Annotated in this window: 21 protein-coding genes; 3 read left to right on the forward strand and 18 right to left on the reverse strand. The window is 40.5% G+C overall.

The annotated features are described in order from the left end of the window. Positions 1-2: 2 nt before the first annotated feature. The 8 genes from dnaJ to gpr all read right to left on the reverse strand — a co-directional run bounded on the left by dnaJ (position 3) and on the right by gpr (position 9812). Positions 3-1112 (reverse strand): molecular chaperone DnaJ, encoded by a 1110-nt coding sequence (dnaJ, locus tag PFZ69_RS01925; RefSeq protein ID WP_270179340.1) that lies wholly within the window; start codon positions 1110-1112, stop codon positions 3-5. 210 nt (positions 1113-1322) lie between these two features. Beyond that, a complete protein-coding gene (dnaK, locus tag PFZ69_RS01930; protein ID WP_270179341.1) occupies positions 1323-3164 on the reverse strand; it encodes a molecular chaperone DnaK in 1842 nt (613 codons plus the stop codon). 30 nt (positions 3165-3194) lie between these two features. Further along, a complete protein-coding gene (gene grpE, locus PFZ69_RS01935) occupies positions 3195-3800 on the reverse strand; it encodes a nucleotide exchange factor GrpE (protein WP_270180595.1) in 606 nt (201 codons plus the stop codon). 49 nt (positions 3801-3849) lie between these two features. Further along, positions 3850-4890 (reverse strand): heat-inducible transcriptional repressor HrcA, encoded by a 1041-nt coding sequence (gene hrcA, locus PFZ69_RS01940; protein ID WP_270179342.1) that lies wholly within the window; start codon positions 4888-4890, stop codon positions 3850-3852. A gap of 168 nt (positions 4891-5058) precedes the next feature. Then, positions 5059-6201 carry a radical SAM family heme chaperone HemW gene (gene hemW, locus PFZ69_RS01945; protein WP_270179343.1) on the reverse strand — a complete coding sequence of 381 codons (1143 nt, stop codon included), beginning with the start codon at positions 6199-6201 and terminating at the stop codon, positions 5059-5061. 103 nt (positions 6202-6304) lie between these two features. Then, on the reverse strand, positions 6305-8137 hold the full coding sequence (gene lepA, locus PFZ69_RS01950) for a translation elongation factor 4 (RefSeq protein WP_270179344.1): 1833 nt from the start codon (positions 8135-8137) through the stop codon (positions 6305-6307). Positions 8138-8260: 123 nt separating this feature from the next. Then, positions 8261-8608 carry a DUF3679 domain-containing protein gene (locus PFZ69_RS01955; RefSeq protein ID WP_270179345.1) on the reverse strand — a complete coding sequence of 116 codons (348 nt, stop codon included), beginning with the start codon at positions 8606-8608 and terminating at the stop codon, positions 8261-8263. A gap of 70 nt (positions 8609-8678) precedes the next feature. Then, positions 8679-9812, reverse strand: coding sequence for a GPR endopeptidase (gpr, locus tag PFZ69_RS01960; RefSeq protein ID WP_270179346.1), 1134 nt, complete (start codon positions 9810-9812; stop codon positions 8679-8681). A 136-nt stretch (positions 9813-9948) separates the two neighbouring features. On the opposite strand from gpr, the gene rpsT reads away from it, so the two are divergent. Beyond that, positions 9949-10215: a 30S ribosomal protein S20 gene (rpsT, locus tag PFZ69_RS01965; RefSeq protein ID WP_270179347.1), complete on the forward strand. Its 267-nt coding sequence runs from the start codon at positions 9949-9951 to the stop codon at positions 10213-10215. 46 nt (positions 10216-10261) lie between these two features. On the opposite strand, the gene holA is transcribed toward rpsT, so the two are convergent. After that, positions 10262-11284 (reverse strand): DNA polymerase III subunit delta, encoded by a 1023-nt coding sequence (gene holA / locus PFZ69_RS01970; protein WP_270179348.1) that lies wholly within the window; start codon positions 11282-11284, stop codon positions 10262-10264. Positions 11285-11687: 403 nt separating this feature from the next. Between holA and PFZ69_RS01975 the strand changes: the two genes are divergently transcribed. Then, positions 11688-11819, forward strand: coding sequence for a YqzM family protein (locus PFZ69_RS01975; RefSeq protein WP_224878506.1), 132 nt, complete (start codon positions 11688-11690; stop codon positions 11817-11819). Positions 11820-11839: 20 nt separating this feature from the next. On the opposite strand, the gene PFZ69_RS01980 is transcribed toward PFZ69_RS01975, so the two are convergent. From PFZ69_RS01980 to PFZ69_RS01990, 3 genes are all read right to left on the reverse strand, one after another. Further along, positions 11840-14092, reverse strand: coding sequence for a DNA internalization-related competence protein ComEC/Rec2 (locus PFZ69_RS01980; RefSeq protein WP_270179349.1), 2253 nt, complete (start codon positions 14090-14092; stop codon positions 11840-11842). Positions 14093-14124: 32 nt separating this feature from the next. Beyond that, positions 14125-14691 carry a ComE operon protein 2 gene (locus PFZ69_RS01985; RefSeq protein WP_270179350.1) on the reverse strand — a complete coding sequence of 189 codons (567 nt, stop codon included), beginning with the start codon at positions 14689-14691 and terminating at the stop codon, positions 14125-14127. A gap of 68 nt (positions 14692-14759) precedes the next feature. After that, complete coding sequence (locus tag PFZ69_RS01990) at positions 14760-15347, reverse strand: helix-hairpin-helix domain-containing protein (protein WP_270180596.1); 588 nt, start codon at positions 15345-15347, stop codon at positions 14760-14762. Positions 15348-15455: 108 nt separating this feature from the next. On the opposite strand from PFZ69_RS01990, the gene comER reads away from it, so the two are divergent. Next, a complete protein-coding gene (gene comER, locus PFZ69_RS01995; protein ID WP_270179351.1) occupies positions 15456-16292 on the forward strand; it encodes a late competence protein ComER in 837 nt (278 codons plus the stop codon). 77 nt (positions 16293-16369) lie between these two features. Here the strand turns inward: comER and PFZ69_RS02000 are convergent, their stop codons facing one another. Genes PFZ69_RS02000 through aroE form a run of 6 tightly spaced genes read right to left on the reverse strand, consistent with a single transcriptional unit; the run spans position 16370 to position 19735 of the window. Then, entirely contained in the window at positions 16370-17104 is a 735-nt protein-coding gene (locus tag PFZ69_RS02000) for a class I SAM-dependent DNA methyltransferase (protein ID WP_270179352.1), read from the reverse strand. Continuing rightward, complete coding sequence (gene rsfS, locus PFZ69_RS02005) at positions 17105-17458, reverse strand: ribosome silencing factor (protein WP_270179353.1); 354 nt, start codon at positions 17456-17458, stop codon at positions 17105-17107. After that, positions 17445-18032 (reverse strand): bis(5'-nucleosyl)-tetraphosphatase (symmetrical) YqeK, encoded by a 588-nt coding sequence (gene yqeK / locus PFZ69_RS02010; RefSeq protein ID WP_270180597.1) that lies wholly within the window; start codon positions 18030-18032, stop codon positions 17445-17447. Before yqeK ends, rsfS begins: the two co-directional genes overlap by 14 nt. After that, positions 18025-18591: a nicotinate-nucleotide adenylyltransferase gene (locus PFZ69_RS02015; protein ID WP_270179354.1), complete on the reverse strand. Its 567-nt coding sequence runs from the start codon at positions 18589-18591 to the stop codon at positions 18025-18027. Before PFZ69_RS02015 ends, yqeK begins: the two co-directional genes overlap by 8 nt. Before the next feature lie 14 nt (positions 18592-18605). Continuing rightward, entirely contained in the window at positions 18606-18896 is a 291-nt protein-coding gene (gene yhbY / locus PFZ69_RS02020; RefSeq protein ID WP_270179355.1) for a ribosome assembly RNA-binding protein YhbY, read from the reverse strand. After that, positions 18896-19735, reverse strand: coding sequence for a shikimate dehydrogenase (gene aroE / locus PFZ69_RS02025; protein WP_270179356.1), 840 nt, complete (start codon positions 19733-19735; stop codon positions 18896-18898). The genes yhbY and aroE overlap by 1 nt, the downstream gene beginning before the upstream one ends. Positions 19736-19743: the final 8 nt, after the last annotated feature.

Genomic DNA, 19743 nt, shown 5'->3' on the forward strand with positions numbered 1-19743 from the left:
TGTTATTCCCCTTTAAACGCTTTTTTCACTTTAGCGAAAAAATTTTCATGCTGTTCCTCAGGTACTTGCCCAGATATCTCACCAAATTCACGTAAAAGTTCTTTCTGGCGATCAGTTAAATGTTTCGGTGTTACAACTTGGATCTTCACGTGTTGATCACCTTGACCGTATCCACGTACATTTTGTATACCCTTGCCCTTCAACCTAAAGTTCGTGCCACTTTGCGTTCCAGCAGGAACTTTCAGCATTACTTTGCCGTGTAGGGTTGGCACTTCAATTTCATCCCCAAGACCAGCTTGAGCAAATGTAATCGGCATTTCACAATGCACGTCGTCTCCATTTCTCTCATAAAACTCATGGGGCTTAACATAGACGACAACGAATAGATCTCCTGGAGGTCCTCCGTTTACGCCCTCTTCACCTTTTCCAGTGATTCGAATCTGTTGCCCTTCATCGATACCAGCAGGCATCTTAACATGAATCTTCTTCTTAACTTCAACTTTACCTTTTCCGCGGCACGTTTTACATTTGTCTTTAATTAACTTTCCTGTACCTTCACAGTGATGACATACTCTTCGGTTTACAACACGACCAAACGGTGTGTTCTGCTCAACGTTAAGCTGTCCATTTCCACCACAATGGTGGCACGTTTCCGGTGTTGTTCCAGGCTTCGCTCCAGAACCGTCACATGTCGAACAATCTTCTTCTTTCGGAATATAAATATCTGTTTCTTTTCCGAAAGCCGCTTCTTCAAAAGTAAGTGTCATCGCGTATTGAAGATCAGCACCTTGTCTAGGCGCGTTTGGATTCCTTCGACCTCCACCGCCAAAGAACATATCGAAAATATCACCAAAGCCACCAAAGTCGCCACCTGCGCCTCCAAATCCTTGGTTAGGATCAGTATGACCAAACTGATCGTATTGCGCCTTTTTCTGTGGATCCTTCAGTACTTCGTACGCTTCAGTTATTTCCTTAAACTTTTCATCTGCCCCCGGTTCCTGGTTGATATCCGGGTGGTATTGTTTAGCAAGCTTTCGATAAGCTTTTTTCATCTCAGCTTCTGAGGCATCTTTGCTTACGCCAAGTACCTCATAATAGTCTCGTTTACTCATCGTATCCACTCCCGATTCTCTTCACATAACCTTTATCTTACCATTGATTTATTACGAACTGCAATACTATATTGCAAGACCCGCAGGCCGGCATCGTCATATTAAAACGAAAGATAGAATGGCCGCGCCACCTTTTATTAAGAACGTGCTTACACTAAGAAAAAAGTCAAAGCCGAGATACGCTTGACTTTGACTTTTTCTTTATCTTATTTAATACTTTTTGTCGTCTTCATTAACTTCTTCGTATTCAGCATCAACGACGTTGTCATCTTGCTTCGCTTCAGAACCAGCGCCTTCAGCTTGCTGAGCCTGTTGAGCTTGAGCTGCTTGCTCATACATCTTAGTCGTTAGAGCTTGAACAACTTCTTGAAGTTCATCTTTTGCTGAACGAATCGCTTCAATGTCATCATTCTCTAGAGCAGCTTTAACTTTGTCTTTCGCTTCATTAGCTTTGTTCACTTCTTCTTCCTCTACTTGACCTTCGAGGTCTTTAAGAGTTTTCTCAGTAGTGAAGACAAGCTGATCTGCTTCGTTACGAGTTTCTACGTCTTCACGACGCTTCTTATCTTCTTCTGCGTTCGCTTCAGCATCCTTCACCATGTTCTCAATTTCTTCATCAGAAAGACCGCTTGATGATTTGATTGTGATAGATTGCTCTTTGTTTGTACCAAGATCCTTCGCACGAACGTTCACGATACCGTTTTTGTCGATATCAAATGATACTTCGATTTGAGGAGTTCCTCTTGGAGCTGGAGGAATATCAGTCAACTGGAAGCGACCGAGTGTCTTGTTGTACTGAGCCATCTCACGCTCACCTTGAAGCACATGGATATCTACTGAAGGCTGGTTATCAGCTGCAGTCGAGAATGTTTGTGATTTACTTGTTGGGATCGTTGTATTACGCTCGATAAGCTTTGTAAATACGCCGCCCATTGTTTCGATACCAAGTGAAAGTGGTGTTACGTCTAGAAGAACAACGTCCTTCACATCACCAGCGATAACACCAGCCTGGATTGCTGCACCAAGTGCAACTACTTCATCAGGGTTAACGCCTTTATGTGGATCTTGACCAGTTTCTTTCTTGATCGCATCTTGTACTGCAGGAATACGAGTAGAACCACCTACAAGGATAACCTTGTCAATTTCAGAAGGTGACATGCCAGCATCTTTAAGAGCCTGACGAGTAGGTCCCATTGTACGTTCTACAAGGTTTGCAGAAAGTTCTTCGAATTTAGCACGAGTCAAGTTAAGCTCAAGGTGTTTAGGACCAGAAGCATCAGCCGTAATAAATGGAAGTGAAATCTGAGTTTGAGCTACTCCAGAAAGGTCTTTCTTCGCTTTCTCAGCAGCATCTTTCAAACGCTGAAGTGCCATCTTATCTTGAGAAAGGTCTACACCGTTCTCCTTCTTGAATTCAGCAACAAGGTGATCGATGATCACTTGGTCAAAGTCATCTCCACCTAGACGGTTGTCACCAGCTGTTGATTTAACTTCGAATACGCCTCCGCCTAATTCTAGGATAGATACGTCGAATGTACCACCACCAAGGTCAAAGACAAGGATAGTTTGATCTTCGTCTTCTTTATCTAGACCATAAGCAAGCGCCGCAGCCGTTGGCTCGTTTACAATACGCTCAACTTCTAGACCAGCAACTTTACCAGCATCTTTTGTTGCTTGACGCTCAGCATCGTTAAAGTATGCAGGTACTGTGATAACAGCTTTTTCTACGCCTTCACCAAGATAGTCTTCTGCGTAAGACTTAAGTTTTTGAAGGATAATCGCTGAGATTTCCTGTGGAGAATAAGACTTACCTTCTACATCGACTTTGTAGTCTGTACCCATATGACGCTTGATTGACTGAATCGTGTTTGGGTTCGTGATCGCTTGACGCTTTGCAACCTCACCCACTAGTCTTTCATCATCTTTGAATGCTACTACTGAAGGTGTCGTACGGTTACCTTCTGGGTTAGGAATTACCGTCGCTTCGCCGCCTTCCATAACAGCAATACAAGAGTTTGTTGTACCAAGATCAATACCAATAATCTTACTCATTGTTTCTACCTCCTATATCTTCATATGTAATTATGAACTTACTTTTACCATTGCAGGTCTAAGGACACGTTCGTTCAACTTGTACCCTTTTTGCAACACTTCTACAATGACATCTGAATCATACTCATCTGATTCGACTTGCATAACTGCCTGATGCAGGTGAGGGTTAAATTCTTCCCCTTGTGCTCCTACTTCTTCAATACCTTCTTTTGCAAGAGCATCTTTTAGCTGACGATAGACCATCTCCATGCCAGTTAGTAGAGAATTCACTTCTTCATGATCGCTTTGAACAGCAAGCGCTCGCTCAAAATTATCGATTGCCGGTAGAAGTTCTTCAGCAAGTTTTTGAGAACGATATTTCGCATCAGCACTGCGCTCTTCACGCGTTCTACGACGGAAGTTATCATACTCCGCCTGTGTACGCAAATATTTATTTTCAAGCTCATCAACTTGCTTCTGCAAGCTTTCAAGCTCTGATTCCTCATTCATTTCAGGTTCGATAACCTCAGATTCCTGATTTTCTTCAACTTCTTGTTCAAGATTTTCAGCTTCTTCAGTTACGATCTCTTCCTCATGATGACTGTTCTGCTTTTCCACGAATTTCACCTCCCCAACGTAATCTACATGTATATTCATAGAAATAGATGGAAGATATCGATCTCCCACCCTTTTCACTATTACCAAATTACCAGTGTTTGAAACTTCGATATCGCTCAGTTAATGTACTCGTAAGGTCATTCGCCAGAAAGCCTAAAAGACTCATCGAACGGTGATATTCCATTCTCGTTGGTCCAAGTAAAGCGAGAGACCCCATACGTTTCCCTTCGATAAAGTAGTCTGCTGTCACGATACTACATTCCTGCATCGCCTCAAGATCATTCTCCTGACCGATTCTAACTTCGATCCCTTTCTTCTCAGGACGAAGGATGTTGTACATCAAATCATCCTGCTCAAAGGTGTTTAATAATAGTCTTACTTTCTCAACATCTTTGAATTCGGGCTGAGCTAGAATGTTCGTCTTACCGCCGTAGTACACTTTTTCTGCATTGGTATAGAGAAAAAGATTATCAAGCATCGTATTCACTTGATTATAGTTTTCTATGTGTTTTTTCAAAACTGTAGCCATCTCTTGCATCATGGTCGATTTAAGTGATACTAATGGAACATCTTTAAGACGTTCGTTCATAATGTTAACGACCTTTTCGATATCAGACATGCTTACAGATGGTGGAATCTTAATGGTTTGATTCTCCACGTGGCCACTGTCAGCTACCAGAATTACGACGGCCGTCTCTTTCGAGAGTGGTATGATTTGCACCTGGCGAAGCTTTGTTTCGAAAACCTCAGGACCAAGAATAATCGATGTATACTGTGTTAGTTCAGAAAGGATCTTAGCAGATTGCTGGATAACTTTCTCAACCTCGACCATTTTTTCTGCAAAAAGCGAGTGAATATCTTTCACATCACTGTTAGATAAGACTGGCGGTGATAGAAGATTGTCTACATAGAAGCGATAGCCTTTTTCTGAAGGAACACGACCTGAAGAACTGTGAGTTTTCTCAATAAACCCCATATCTTCTAAATCTGCAAGCTCATTACGAATTGTAGCTGAACTAAACGTTACTTCTTTTCGCTTTGAGAGCGTGCGTGATCCTACAGCTTCAGCAGTTCGAATGTAATCCTCGATCAAAATCTGTAAAATAAACAGTTGACGTTCAGTTAACATCCTCTCATCACCTCTGTTAGCACTCTGTTTCCTCGAGTGCTAAATCTAATAATAAGGTAACAGAAAATTATTTTAGTTGTCAATGATTACGTTACGTGTTGTGGTCGTTGCTTTTAGACCCGCTTCTGAAACGCTGAACGGGCGATACTTTTGACCGATACGAAACGGTTACACTGCAAGAAATTCCTGAAATACTTCATTTCCTAGGAAAAACCCTCGTTCTGTTAAAGCGATATGACTTCCTGTATCCTTAAGCAGTTCCTTATCGATTAGATTTGTTAGCTGCTTACCGAAAACGGATTCGATTGACTGATTGTATTTTATCTCAAACGTTTGTTTTGATACGCCTTCTCTCATGCGAAGACCCATGAACATCTCTTCTTCCATCATCTCGCCCTTTGTAAGTTCATTTTCATCCATATAAGGGAAACCATGTTCATCGATCTTAGTCATATATTGTTTTAGAGGACCTGCGTTCGCACGTCTCACCCCATCAACATAACTATGCGCTCCAGCACCGATTCCGTAATATTCATTGTTCTTCCAATACGTGATGTTATGTTGACTCTCATAACCAGGTAACGCGAAGTTGCTAATTTCATATTGATTGAACCCTTTTTCTTCCAAACGTCTAATCAGCTCAGCATACATCTCAGCTTCAGTTTCTTCAGTCGGTAGAGGTAGCTCACCTTTCCTCCATTGATTATAAAACACGGTTTTCTTTTCAACTTGAAGCGAATAAGAAGAAATATGAGTGATACCAAGTTTGACCGCTTCATCAATGGAACTTGAAAGCTGCTCTACCGTTTGTTCTGGCAGTCCAAACATTAGATCTAGAGAGAGATTGTCAAACCCTGCATGCTTGGCCATCGTTACGATCTCCCCGATCTCATCTACATTATGACCTCTTCCAAGACGTTTTAATAAAGAATCTTGAAACGCCTGCGCCCCAATACTAAGCCTGTTCACACCGTACTTTTTCATGATTTCTAGTTTACTTGGTGTAACACTACCTGGATTCGCTTCCATCGTGAACTCTAACCCATCTTCTACGTATGGCTGGAATCTGCTAGTCACTGAGTGCAGAAATTGTTCTAGCTGCTGATCGTTTAGAGCGGTAGGGGTACCTCCCCCAACGAAAATAGTATTGATGGAAGATGTAGGAAAGCGATTGAGCGTCTTTTCCATCTCGATATCCATGTGGTCTAGATACTCCACCACAGGCTGCCCCTGCATAAACACTTTATTAAAATCACAATAATGACATATATAATCACAAAATGGAATGTGTAAATAAACAGCGTTGACCATTTTAATCACTGCTTTCTAATCATAATCTAAAGACCGCAGAAAATTCTGCGGTCTCCTTAACCTAATACTATAAAAATAACATGTCTTCTTCAAATAGAACGGGTTAGTTCTTCTTAGTATTATCTTGACGAAGAACTGCCATGAAGGCTTCTTGTGGAACTTCGACTTTACCGACCGTCTTCATTCGTTTTTTACCTTCTTTTTGTTTCTCAAGCAATTTACGCTTTCGAGAGATGTCTCCCCCGTAACATTTTGCCAACACGTTCTTTCTAATTGCTTTAATGGTTGAGCGAGCAATAACTTTCTGTCCGATCGTCGCTTGAACCGGCACTTCAAACTGCTGCCTAGGTATCAATTCTTTTAGCGTTTCAGTAATATCTTTACCACGTTCGTAAGCGAAATCTCTGTGGACGATGATGGAAAGTGCATCGATCGTTTCTCCATTAAGCAGAATATCCATCTTAACGAGGTTGGATGGCTTATAACCCATCATCTCATAATCGAACGAGGCGTACCCTTTTGTACTTGATTTTAGCTGATCAAAGAAATCATATACGATTTCAGAAAGTGGAATGTGATAAACGATGTTTACCCGCGTCTCGTCAAGGTACTGCATGTCGATGAATTCTCCACGTTTTCCCTGACATAGTTCCATAATTGCACCAACGTAATCGTTAGGCGCCATGATCGTAGCCTTTACAAACGGCTCTTGAACTTCAGTAATCGATTGGGCGTCAGGCATCAAGGCTGGATTATCGATAATCTTCTCTTCACCATCAGTCAACTTAACTTGATAAATAACACTTGGTGCTGTAGTGATGAGGTCGATGTTAAATTCACGCTCTATACGTTCCTGGATGATCTCCATATGCAATAGACCTAAGAATCCGCAACGGAAGCCAAATCCTAAAGCTTGAGATGTTTCTGCTTCATATTGAAGAGAAGAATCGTTTAACTCTAGACGTTCGAGTGCCTCTCTTAAATCGTTATATTCAGCAGAATCTACTGGATAAAGCCCACAGTATACCATTGGATTCATACGGCGATAACCTGGTAGTGGTTTATCAGCAGGATTCTTTACGGATGTAATCGTATCACCCACACGGGAGTCTCCAACATTTTTAATCGCTGCAGTAAGGAAACCTACATCTCCAACTGTTAGCTCATCCTTTGACTGAGGCTTTGGCGTAAATACACCTAGCTCAGTAACTTCAAACTCTTTTCCAGTAGCCATCATGCGAATTTTCTCGCCGACCTTAACGGAACCTTCTGTAATTCGTATGTAAGCAACTACACCACGATATGGATCATAGAGCGAATCAAAGATCAGTGCTTGAAGAGGGCCTTCCGGATCACCTTGAGGTGCAGGAACCTTCTCAACAACTTGCTCTAAGATTTCTTCGATTCCAATGCCGTTTTTAGCCGAAGCTAATACAGCGTCTGAAGTATCGAGACCGATTACATCTTCAACTTCTTGAGCAACACGTTCAGGCTCTGCACTCGGTAAATCGATCTTATTGATAACAGGTAAGATTTCAAGATCATTGTCTAGAGCAAGGTACACATTCGCTAGTGTTTGAGCTTCAATGCCTTGCGCTGCGTCAATAATCAACAACGCACCTTCACAAGCTGCAAGACTTCTTGAAACTTCATATGTGAAGTCTACGTGTCCAGGTGTGTCTATGAGATGAAAGATGTACTCTTCGCCATCTTTCGCTGTATAAGTTAGCTGAACGGAATTCAGTTTGATTGTAATTCCTCTTTCACGTTCCAGATCCATTGCATCGAGCGTCTGGTCTTTCATTTCTCGTGCAGTGAGGGCGCCGGTTTTTTCTAATATCCGATCGGCTAACGTAGATTTTCCATGGTCAATATGTGCAATGATGGAAAAGTTACGAATCCTCGACTGTCTTTCTAATTTCTGTTCACGGTTCATCTATAATCACTCCTAAAGGCGAAACTGCGCTAGTATAGATTATAGCAATACCGCTGTCCATAATCAATTAGCAATCCTGCTGAACTCTTCATCAAAAAAAACAAGCCACTTCTGTGACTTATTTTATTTAAAAAGAGAAAGAACTTCAGTAACAAGTGTCAGTATAAAAGTGAGCAATGTTTGAATCATAGAGGAAATTACTCCACTGATCTTCGTCCCCAAATCACCCAATACATTAAATTCATTGGCATTCTCAAGGATCTTTTGCTTTTCTTCTATATCTTCATTGGTGATGGAAGTCCCAAGAATCTCAGCTTCCACTCCTTCTGATGCTTTCGTCAGCTGAAACGCGCCTGTCTCATCGCTTCCTTGCATTGTATTCATATTTTTTGAAGCTTGTTCCATTCCAAGTAAAACACCGAACAACAATAAAGAGATCAGCAGAAAGCACTTTAGAAAAAAGGCTACCATAGCCATACCCCTTCCGTATTAAATGCCTGTCCTATTCATTATGCGTATGCAAATTGTTACTCTTTATGACTTAATGCGTGTACATGCCACTATTATTTTGATCGACTTCACTATGAAGAGCACTATTTAGTCCTCCAGAAATAACATTCGCCATATCTTCAATAAAAACATCGACTTCCTTTGGAGTAACCATAAGATTGTGCCCCATAGGAGCTAGCACTTCTTTGATTAAATTTCGCTTTTCATGGTCTTCTAACGTGCCGACCATACCTAAGAACGTCTGACGCTTTTCTGCATCAGGAAGATCTTCTTCTGTATATGTCTTTTTCTCTCCAAAGGTCATCCCAGCAGGAGCAAGAGATTTAGATGGCTTATCTTTTTCCTTAAGTTCACGTCCAAAATGTTTCAAGATATAATCGATCGTATCACTCGTAATCGATACAGCATCGACTACGGTTGGAATTCCGATCGCAATGACTGGAATACCGAGTGTTTTAAAGCTTAGCTCTTTCCTTTTGTTACCTACACCTGACCCCGGGTGGATTCCAGTATCGGAAACTTGAATAGTCGTATTTACACGCTCGATCGAACGAGAAGCTAATGCATCTACTGCAATAACAAAATCAGGCTTCGTTTTTTCAATAACGCCGTGAATGATGTCACTCGTTTCAATTCCTGTGATCCCCATCACTCCAGGAGTAATAGCACTCACAGGTCTAAAGCCTTCTGAAACTGTCTCTGGCTGTAATTCAAATAGATGCTTTGTGATCAATAAGTTCGAAACAACATTGGGTCCGAGTGCATCAGGCGTTACTTGTCTATTCCCAAGCCCAACAATTAAACAACTCGCGTCTTTTTTTATGCCCTGTTGATCAATAAATGCAGCGAATTCTTTTGCAAATACTTTCTGAACCGTTTCCTGAAGAGCTGAATCTTTTCTACGGATTCCTTGCACTTCAAACGTGATATAATGGCCAGCTTTTTTCCCTATTTCTTTCTCCCCTGCTTCTGTCACTTCAACCGTGGTGATCTTTACCCCTTCTTGGTCTCTTTCCTTTACGATTACACCTTGTAGCTCATCTGGTTTTTCAGATTTCATTTCCTTTGCTTTTTTCTCTTTCACCATTTCCTGAGCTTCAACCGCTAAATCTGTTCTCACTTGGTACATATCTAAATCAACCATAGGCTCACCTCTAATTTCCATCTTTTAAATGTTAGCCTTTCCTTTGTATTAGCTTTTCATTCTCTATTGCATTTAGCCGATCTATTTGATAGAATGTTTTTTGTTCTATGCACGGATATGACATGGAATTGTGAAGCCTTGCAAGGAGGTGAAAGGTATGCCAAATATTAAATCTGCGGTTAAACGCGTTAAGACTTCTTCAGATCGTCGCGCTCATAACATTGCGATCAAATCTGCAATGCGTTCTGCTATCAAAGACTTTGAAAACAAAGCTGAAGCAAAAGACGTTGATGCTGCTCAAACAGCTCTACGTGAAGCTTCTAAGCGCATTGATAAAGCTGCTGATAAAGGAATCATCCATAAGAATTCAGTAGCACGTAAAAAATCTCGTCTTGCTAAAATGTATAACGAGATCTCCGCTTAATTTCTAAAAATGTTAAAAGCTGTTGGGGGCAACCCCAACAGCTTTTTTAAATACTTTTTATTTTCGTTAGAAGCAGCTCTAACAGTAATTTTTTCTCCATCTTTCCTGTTTTCATCTCATAGTCAGTCTCTGCAATTTGATCCAAAATAAATAAAAGCTGAGCTTCATTGAACGCTTTACTTTGCTGATGTGCAATCTTTACCGCATAAGGATGCAGCTTCAGCTGTGAAGCCATCTGTTTTTGACCATACCCTCGTTTAGCAAGCTCACTGACTTGATAGATGATACGAAATTGCCGTCCTATTAAAGATAAGATTTTAATCGGTTCTTCATTAATCTTCAGCAAATCATAAAGAATACGAAAGGCTGTATTTAGATCCTTTCTCACGATACGATCGATTAGCGCAAAAATATCGTTCTCTAACGTCCTAGCGACTAATAGGTCGACGATGTCCTCGCTTACGGTTCCACCTTCGCCAACGTAAAGAGCCATCTTGTCAATTTCCTGTTGTAACAACATCAGGTGGCTACCGATGAGCTGTACGAGACGCTCTTCCCCTTCTTTATCCAAAGTTACGTTGAGCTCCTTCGCTCTTAGTTGAAGCCAATCTCCCAGGTGATGATCTTGTAGAGCTTCGGCTTTTACAAAAGCTCCTGACTTTTTTAAGGATTTGACTAATTTTTTTCGCTCGTCCAATTTTTCATAAGGAGCTTCTATAATGAGAATAGTAAACGGTGAAGGATTCTCTGCATACTTTACAAGCACATCGATGTTATGTTCGACTTTGCTTTTATCTTTTACCGCAGTTAAGAAAGTAGGGTTTTTCAAAATGACAATTCTCTTTTCTCCTAAAAACGGCATCGTTTCTGCTTCTTCGATCGCTTCTTGAACTGGCGTCTCGTTCAAATCATATGTAGCTAAGCTAAATTCTCTTTCTTCCTCAGGAAGTCCTTTCTCAATAATTAACTTCACTAAATCATGAATTAAGAATGCTTCTGTACCCGTCAAAAGATAAACGGGGTCAAGATTGCCTTGTTTTATCTTCTTTTTAATTTCCGAAACGGACATAATCCTACACCTCAATTTTCGTTTGTCCATTTCTATCCTAATTGGAGACATCGTTATTGGCAAGCATAAAAGGGAAGCCGGCTACAGACACCAGCCTCCCATTTATAGTAAACGCTGATGAGAGGGGCCTAGGACTCCCGCCCACCAACGATATTCTGTTGTAGTAGATAGGATATCCTATGCAAAGATAAAGTATAGGTGACAACTCTTTACAGGAAAGGGAGCGAATTCATTGTTAATCCAATATTCTTCAAAATGACAAATCTCCCACACCACAATAAAGACAACTCATATAAAACATGTTACAATATGGAATGAAATGCACCTGTATGATACCTTCTTACATAATGACTACGAAGGTAGTTGATTGTTCATACTAACAGGGAAGCAGGAGGGAAGACTAATGAACGAGTTCGAAAAAGATGTTCAGCATAAGTCCAATGATGCAGTTGAATCAGCTGTTGGATTTGTTGTACCATTTCTATTCTTTTCCATCATTTTTTTCACAGCTGTGGCAATTAAAGCAATCAGCTAAATAGACTGCCTTGAGGCAGTCTATTTTTCGTTTCTTTGACCGTGCCATGTCCCCCGTTTACCTAAGAGAAATTTGTAAGTGATCGTACCACTCTCATCCGTTCTCATCATCTTCACACCTAGTTCTTTAAAGCGTGCAATCACATCGGGATGTGGATGTCCATAGCGATTATCTTTTCCTGCTGAGACTACCGCGATCTTTGGATCGACTCCACGAATCAATTCTTCCGAACTCGATGAATCACTTCCATGATGCCCAACCTTAAGGATGTCAGCTTTTATGTTGTCATTCGAACTAAGCAACTCTTTTTCACCCACTTCTTCTATATCGCCTAAAAATAGCCAGCGATACTTTCCTAGCTCCGCATAAAGAACGATACTACCATCGTTTTCTTCTTTAACCTGTAAAGCTTGAACAATCGAAAAGAACGCTCCACCAGAATTCCATTTTAATTCTTCACTTGCTTTTAACATTTTACTCCCCTTCTTATTCGCTAGTTGCATGATCTCTTTTTCAGTATTCGTCTGTTCATCACTTCGATCCAACATTATATGCTTAACACTAATCTCATTCAAAATTGCTATCGTCCCACCCACATGATCAAAATCACCGTGAGTTAAAAGCAAAAGATCGATAGAACGTATGCCTTTTGATTTTAAATACGGTACGACTATGTCAGCGCCTACATCAAATTGGCTTTGTGGTTGCTCCCACCTTTCCTTCTCACCAAATACTGGTGTTCCACCAGTATCGATGACAATGGTTTGCCTTTGAAAAGGCAGTGTGATGATGATGCAATCACCTTGTCCAACATCTAAAAACGCAACTGTACCATAGGGGTTCATATACGGCAGCATATAGATTACGAAAATAACAGAAACCCACGCGATCATTCCCTTAATCACAGTCTTCTTTTCCCATATCAAGAGAACCAGATAGGTACTGATAAACACTAAGATGAGCACAATCATGGGAGGACTTCCAAAGATCAATGAGAAGTTGAACTGATTCAACCATACGAATACACGATGAATGATCTCCACAAAGAAAGATAGGACGGCAGAACAAACTTGAAAGATTGAAGTAAGATGGAACAACCTTAAAATAGCCAATCCAAATACAGCAGGAAGGATTACGACTGAGATTACGGGTACGTATAATATATTTAAAGGTAAGCTGAGGAGGGATATCTCATAAAAATGAAATAAAATAAGGGGAAGGGAAACAACTTGAGCCAACAGTGAAACGATAAACAATTGAGTGAATGGCGTTTGATACCTGTGGAAAATACTTTTTGAAGAGATGATCAAAGCAAATGTTATGAGAAAAGAAAGTTGAAACCCGATATGGTAAACAACAAAGGGATCGTAGATCAAAAGGAGTACACAAGCACTAGAAATGGCATCAAGCGGGTTAGGGGATCGTTTCATTCTTAAAATCATGGAGATAAACATCATCATGATCGAAGCTCTAACTACAGAAGGAGCAGCACCGGCAATAACCATGTAAATAGGACACAAAAAGAACAGTAGCTCATATACACGCTCTCTTGTAAAACCTATACGAATAAGCACCCAAAACACCAGACCACACACGATTCCAACGTGCAAACCCGACACGGCTAATACATGGCTTAATCCTAGTTCTCGATACGCTTTTTCTACATCAGGGTCCATTAAACCTCTTTCCCCAATCAGCAGGGAAGCTGATATGCCTTTTAATTCATCAGGATAGTGTTTCTCAATATCTACAAGTATTTCCTGTCTTATATTCTGAAAAAGGGTCCCTAGGGATTTAGGCGAGGGGTTACATTGAGGAAATTGATCAAGCTCATAAATCCAATGAATATGCTGATGTTGGAGATGTTTTTTATAATTAAATTGTGATGAAACACCCGGTGCCAGAGGGGCTTCTAATGCTCCTGAAAGTGTACAGGATGAACCTACCTTAAGACTTTTTAGGTTTTCCTTTTCGCGTTTTGAACTTATATAGTACACCACCATTAACTTCTCGTTAGATATCGTTTTATATTCAAAAGAAAGCTTGGATCCATCGATAGTTGGGATCGAATGAACGTTTCCCATTATGCTCGATTCTTTTCCAGATAGATGCGTATTATTTCGAGCATCACTAACACCGGCATAAGTATAAAAAGAGATAAAGGTAAGTAATACAAAAATGGATAAGCGAGGAGCTTTCCTCGCACACCATATAAGAAGGAAGGATAAGAACAAGATCGGATAAAGTGATTCGTTACTTGTGATGCCAGTCATTGCTGAGGCTGGTATTAACCATAGGTTACCTCTCACATCTTACTATAGAGATTTGACGCTTTTTCGTATAAAGGCCTTACCTCTTCAGAACTTAAACCTGCGTCCGTTAATTTCCCTAGTAGTTCAGCCGTTAGATCTAACTTTTCTTGACTATTCTGCTCTAAAATCATCTCTTCAAGTTCAACCTGTCGAACTTGTACGTTAGCTTCTTTAAACAATTCAATCGCATAAGGGTGGTTCTTATAGTCTGTAGCGTAAACGACAGATTTTATACCAGCTTGAATGATTGCTTTGCAACAGTGTATACAAGGAAAATGGGTAACATAGATTTCTGCCCCGGTTGTTGGAACACCGAATTTAGCACATTGAATGATTGCATTCATTTCTGCATGAATGGTTCTCACGCAATGGTTATCTATCACATAACAGCCCTCATCGATACAATGAACCCCACCTGATACAGATCCATTGTAGCCGCCTGCGATCATCCGCTTATCTCGAACGATCGTAGCCCCTACTGTCAATCGAGTACACGTACTCCGTAATGCAAGCAAATGACTTTGGGCCATGAAATACTGGTCCCACGAAATTCGATTCATGTTATACCCCCTAAGTTCTTTATTCTACCGTTTAGTTTGAGCGATTTGTGCTCTATCGTCAATCACACTTATTTTACAGTTATTAAATCCTTTAATTTCTCAAAGGTCTTCTCACCAATACCACTGATTTGTTTGAGGTCTTCTATTACAGTAAAGCTTTGTTCTTCTCTAAATGCAATAATAGCTTCCGCTTTTGCTGGACCTATTCCAGGTAGTTCCTGCAGTTCTTCTAAACTAGCAGAATTAATCGATATTAACTTGTTCTCATCATTTTGGGATGGTATTTGCGCACTTACCTCTCCCTTTACTGGTACATAAATCATCATTTCATCTACCACTTTTCCAGCTAAATTTAACTGATTTTGATCTGCATCCTTCAAAAACCCCCCTGCATGAGTGATGATATCTTTGATCCTCGCATCATTCTTAACCTCGTATACACCTGGTTTAACGACCGCTCCTTTCACATCTACCATTATGTAGGGAAGTTCCTCAACTTGAGGTTCCGCTTCGACCTTCTCTTCTTTGATCTCTGTCTCTTCAAAATAGGATTCATTCTCTGTAGACGTTGACCTATAGATAAGAAACAGGCTGATAAGTACCACAACGATCGCTATCCCGATTATACCTTTTTCACGATGAGAAAGACTTTTCACAAATTCCAACGAATGCTCATTCCTTTCTAATTAATGTTCAACAAACATAAAATGCGTGGAGCCATCATATCTATTTAGGAGAAATGCGTGTGGAAGGAGGGGAAGTAATTGAAAATCGGGGTGATTGGTACCGGGAATATGGGCACGATCCTAATATCTTCCTTTATTGACTCATGCGCAGTAAAGCCTTCACAACTTATGATCATCAACCGCACAAGTAAAAAAGCGCATTCTTTAAAGAAACAGTACAAAGGAATCCACGTAGCTCAAAACAATGAAGAGATCATTCGAAATTCAGAAATTATCTTTATTTGTGTTAAACCGCATGAATATTTCCCATTACTAAAAAGTATCCGAAATGAGTTGAAAGAAGATCAGCTTGTCGTCTCCATAACGAGCCCCATCCAAGTGAGGGAATTAGAAACCTTTGTTTCATGTGATGTTGCAAGAGCGATTCCAAGCATTACAAATAGAGCTCTTAGCGGAGCTTCACTTGTTACGTTTAGTAATCGATGCTCTGAGGCGAACAAAGAAAAGCTCATGTATCTTATGTCACAAATCTCGACCCCTATCGAGACCGAAGAGGAAGTCACAAGAGTATCTTCAGATCTCGCAAGCTGTGGCCCGGCATTCTTAAGTTACTTACTTAAAAAATTCATTGATGGTGCTGTCTCAGAAACAGAAATATCCAGAGAACAGGCTACGATTTTAACGACTGAAATGCTGATTGGAATGGGAAAGCTTCTCGAAAAGGACTATTACTCATTGGAAACACTGCAGAAGAAGGTGACTGTTAAAGGAGGAGTTACTGGGGAAGGGTTAAAAGTGCTTGAAAATGAAACCGGTGAAATGTTCAATCATGTGATTCAAAGTACGCATAAAAAGTTCGATGAAGATCGCAAAGTGATTAAAACGCAGTTTAAAGAGGAGACGAGGCAAAACTAAGTACAGCAACCATTTATATTCGACTTCTATAAATGAAGTCCTTCTACAAGTACAAAAAAGGTTGATTTCATTTGAAATCAACCTTTTTTACATGCTTTAAAAAATATTCTCTCAGAGGTATCTGTAGGAGTGTGATTTAAAAAATCAGCGGTGACCTTTATATCACTAAATCCAGACTCTTCTAGCCATCTAGTGTATTCCTCAAGATGAAACGTTCGTTGTACGTGCAATTCATCAAAACGCTCGTATAAACCTTCATCGGTTTCCAAAAAGAAACTAAGATCGTGCTCGACTGAGCCTGTTTCCCCTCCAGAAAAACTATTCCATATAAATGAGATGTCCTCGTCATTGCTTGCGAACGTCTGACCCACAAAAAGATCGTTGATCTTATGCAACGAGTGTACATCAAACAATAAGATTCCATCTTGTTTTAAATGATTATAGATTCTCTGGAAAGTGGATTTCACCCCGTCTTCTTCAACAACATAGTTTAATGAGTCACAAAAGATCGTGATCACATCGTACTGTTCATTTGTCTCTAGTTCCCGCATATCTTGTTGAATCAGATGAACGTTCACATTGTTCCTCATGGCTTTATCATGAGCAACAGATAGCATTTGTTCTGAGAGGTCTACAGCTGTAACATCATACCCTTTTTCTGCAAGCCGTATTGAGCATTCACCTGTCCCACAACCAAGGTCCAAGACTTTTCCTCTAGACCGCTCGTTCATAACTAATTCAAGCCACTTGTCATAAGGAGCGTCTTCCATTAGTCGATCATAAACATATGAAAATTGTTCGTACGAAACCATTTACGCTAAAATTTCATTTAAAGGTAGATGTGGTGCATCTCCCCAGAGTTTTTCTAGATTGTAATAATTTCGCTCATCTTTATGGAAGATATGGACGATAACGGATCCTAGGTCGACAAGCACCCAGCGTGCTTGCTCATATCCTTCAAGTCGCTTCACTTCCAGTCCCTGTTCAAGAGCTTGATCCTTCACTTCTTTTGCGATTGCTTGTACTTGCTTTTCAGAATTTCCGTGGCAGATTAAGAAATAATCTGCAATCAATGAAATACCGTTCATATTTAAAGCGATAATATCTTCTGCACGTTTGTCATCTACTGCTTTTGCAGCCAACGTAATCATGTTATTTTCTTCCATTTGTTTCTCCCTTCTCTCTTGGCCTGACAAGATCATTATACGTCTCGAACGTCGCAGGATAAACTGGTTGATTTTTCTTCATCAAAAAGTTTACCGTGTTTTTAATGGATTGTACGATCGCTTGATCAAGATCAACTGTTGCTAACTCTCTCACTTCTTCCACCCCAGGAAATTTCCGCCCCGGTTCTATATAATCGGCTAGAAAAACGCACTTCTCAATCAACGTCATGTTTGGACGTCCTGAAGTGTGATAGTGAATGGCATCTAGGATTTCTCCATCTTTAATCCCTATTTCCTTTTTCACTAAGATAGCACCAACTGGGGCATGTAAGAGTTCAGTCGAGTAATCAAGAAGATCTTTAGGCAAGCCAAAATCTACCACCATCTGCCTCATTTCATCTTTTGGACGAAACTTGGCATAGTCATGGAATATTGCAGCGGTTTCTGTTTTTCTTACATCTGCACCATACTTCTCTGCTAGCTCGACCGCTGTATTCGTAACACCTATCGTATGTTCATACCGATGTTCAGTTAGGTGAGGTTTTACAAGCTTATATGCTTCTTCTCTATTCATCATATAATCCCATCCTAACGATATAATTCCGTACTGATTCAGTCAGCATATACCGTCCACTTCTACCAGATATGATTGCACTTCTAATCAAACTAGAGGAAACGTCAATCTGAGGAACATCGATCAACCTTACGTTCTTCATCTCGTTACCAGGCTCATAACCAGGACGGTTGACACCAATAAAAGAAATCATTTGAGATAGATCATCAATCCGGTGCCAATTCGGCAAATCTTCTATCATATCGCCACCGACGATAAAGTGAAAGTCGATGTCAGGGTAGCTGTCTTTTAAAATCTCGATTGTATCGACTGTGTACGAACGGCCGCTTCTTTCAAACTCGACCAACGAGATTTTAAAAGAAGGATTACCTTCGATTGCTCTCTGCACCATTTCAGCTCTATGGTGATTATCACTCACTTTTCCATCCTTATGAGGTGGGAGGTGTGTAGGCATGAACCACACTTCATCTAACTGACATTCTTCAAGAACTCCTTGAGCAAGTGTCAAATGCCCAATATGTGGCGGATCGAACGTTCCTCCGAAGAGACCAACTCTCATTTTCTTGTCCTCCATTATGGAAGAATGATTTCTTTGTTCTCTGATGATTCTTTATAAAGTACGATCGTATTTCCGATGATCTGAACAAGCTCAGCATCAGTTTGACGAGAAAGTTCATGACCTACATTATCACGATCTTCATCGCAATTCTGAAGGATGCTTACTTTAATAAGTTCTCTAGCCTCAAGGGCTTCCTCTATTTGCTGCACCATATTCTCGTTCACTCCACTTTTACCAACTTGAAAAATTGGATTTAAATGATGCGCTTTTGAACGTAAAAATCGTTTTTGCTTTCCTGTTAACATTATAGTCCTCCTAACTTTCTTAAAACGGTTTCCTGCATTCTGTATCGATCTGGTTTGATTCCTAACCATTTTTCAAATGCTAGTGCACCTTGCTCAACAAACATCGAAATGCCATTTGCAGTAATAGCACCTTGTTCTCTTCCTTGAGTGAGCCAGAGCGTTTCGAGTGGATTATAGATTAGATCACTCATAACGGTCTCATCTTTAATACCTTTAACAGGCAACGGAACGCGATCCGTTTCTGGACTCATGCCAATCGACGTCGTGTTGATGATGATATCGTAAGTTTCTAAAGATGAGCTCGCAGTGTCGAGCGGTATGGCGTTCACATCTGCATAGGTACTACAAACCCTACATAACTCTTCAGCCTTTTCTAACGTCCTATTAGCGATCGTTAACGATCCTACACCGGATCTTGAAATGGATACTGCAACCGCTCTAGCAGCTCCACCCGCGCCAACCACTAATATTTTTTTATCTATGAGACTATCTTCTCCTATAAGCTTTAGCAAGGATTGAAGGTAGCCCTGACCATCTGTGTTTGCTCCAATCAGAAGGTCGTCTTTCCGATAAACCGTGTTGACCGCTCCAATTTCCATCGCTTCTTGTTCGACTTCATCTAACAAAGGAATGATCGACACTTTATGAGGGATTGTTACATTAAATCCCTCGATTCCAAGTAACCTCAATGCTTTAATACCTTCTTCAAGCTCTTCCTTTTTCAGATCAAACGGTTGATAGTGATGCGGCAACCCGAGCTCTTTAAATTCAGTATTATGCATGAGAGGAGACATAGAATGGCCAAGAGGATGGCCGACTAGTCCAAATAGTTTCCCCATAGCGATCC

The sequence above is a fragment of the Alkalihalobacillus sp. CinArs1 genome (assembly GCF_947387515.1).
In the GTDB taxonomy this organism is placed as follows: domain Bacteria; phylum Bacillota; class Bacilli; order Bacillales; family Guptibacillaceae; genus Guptibacillus.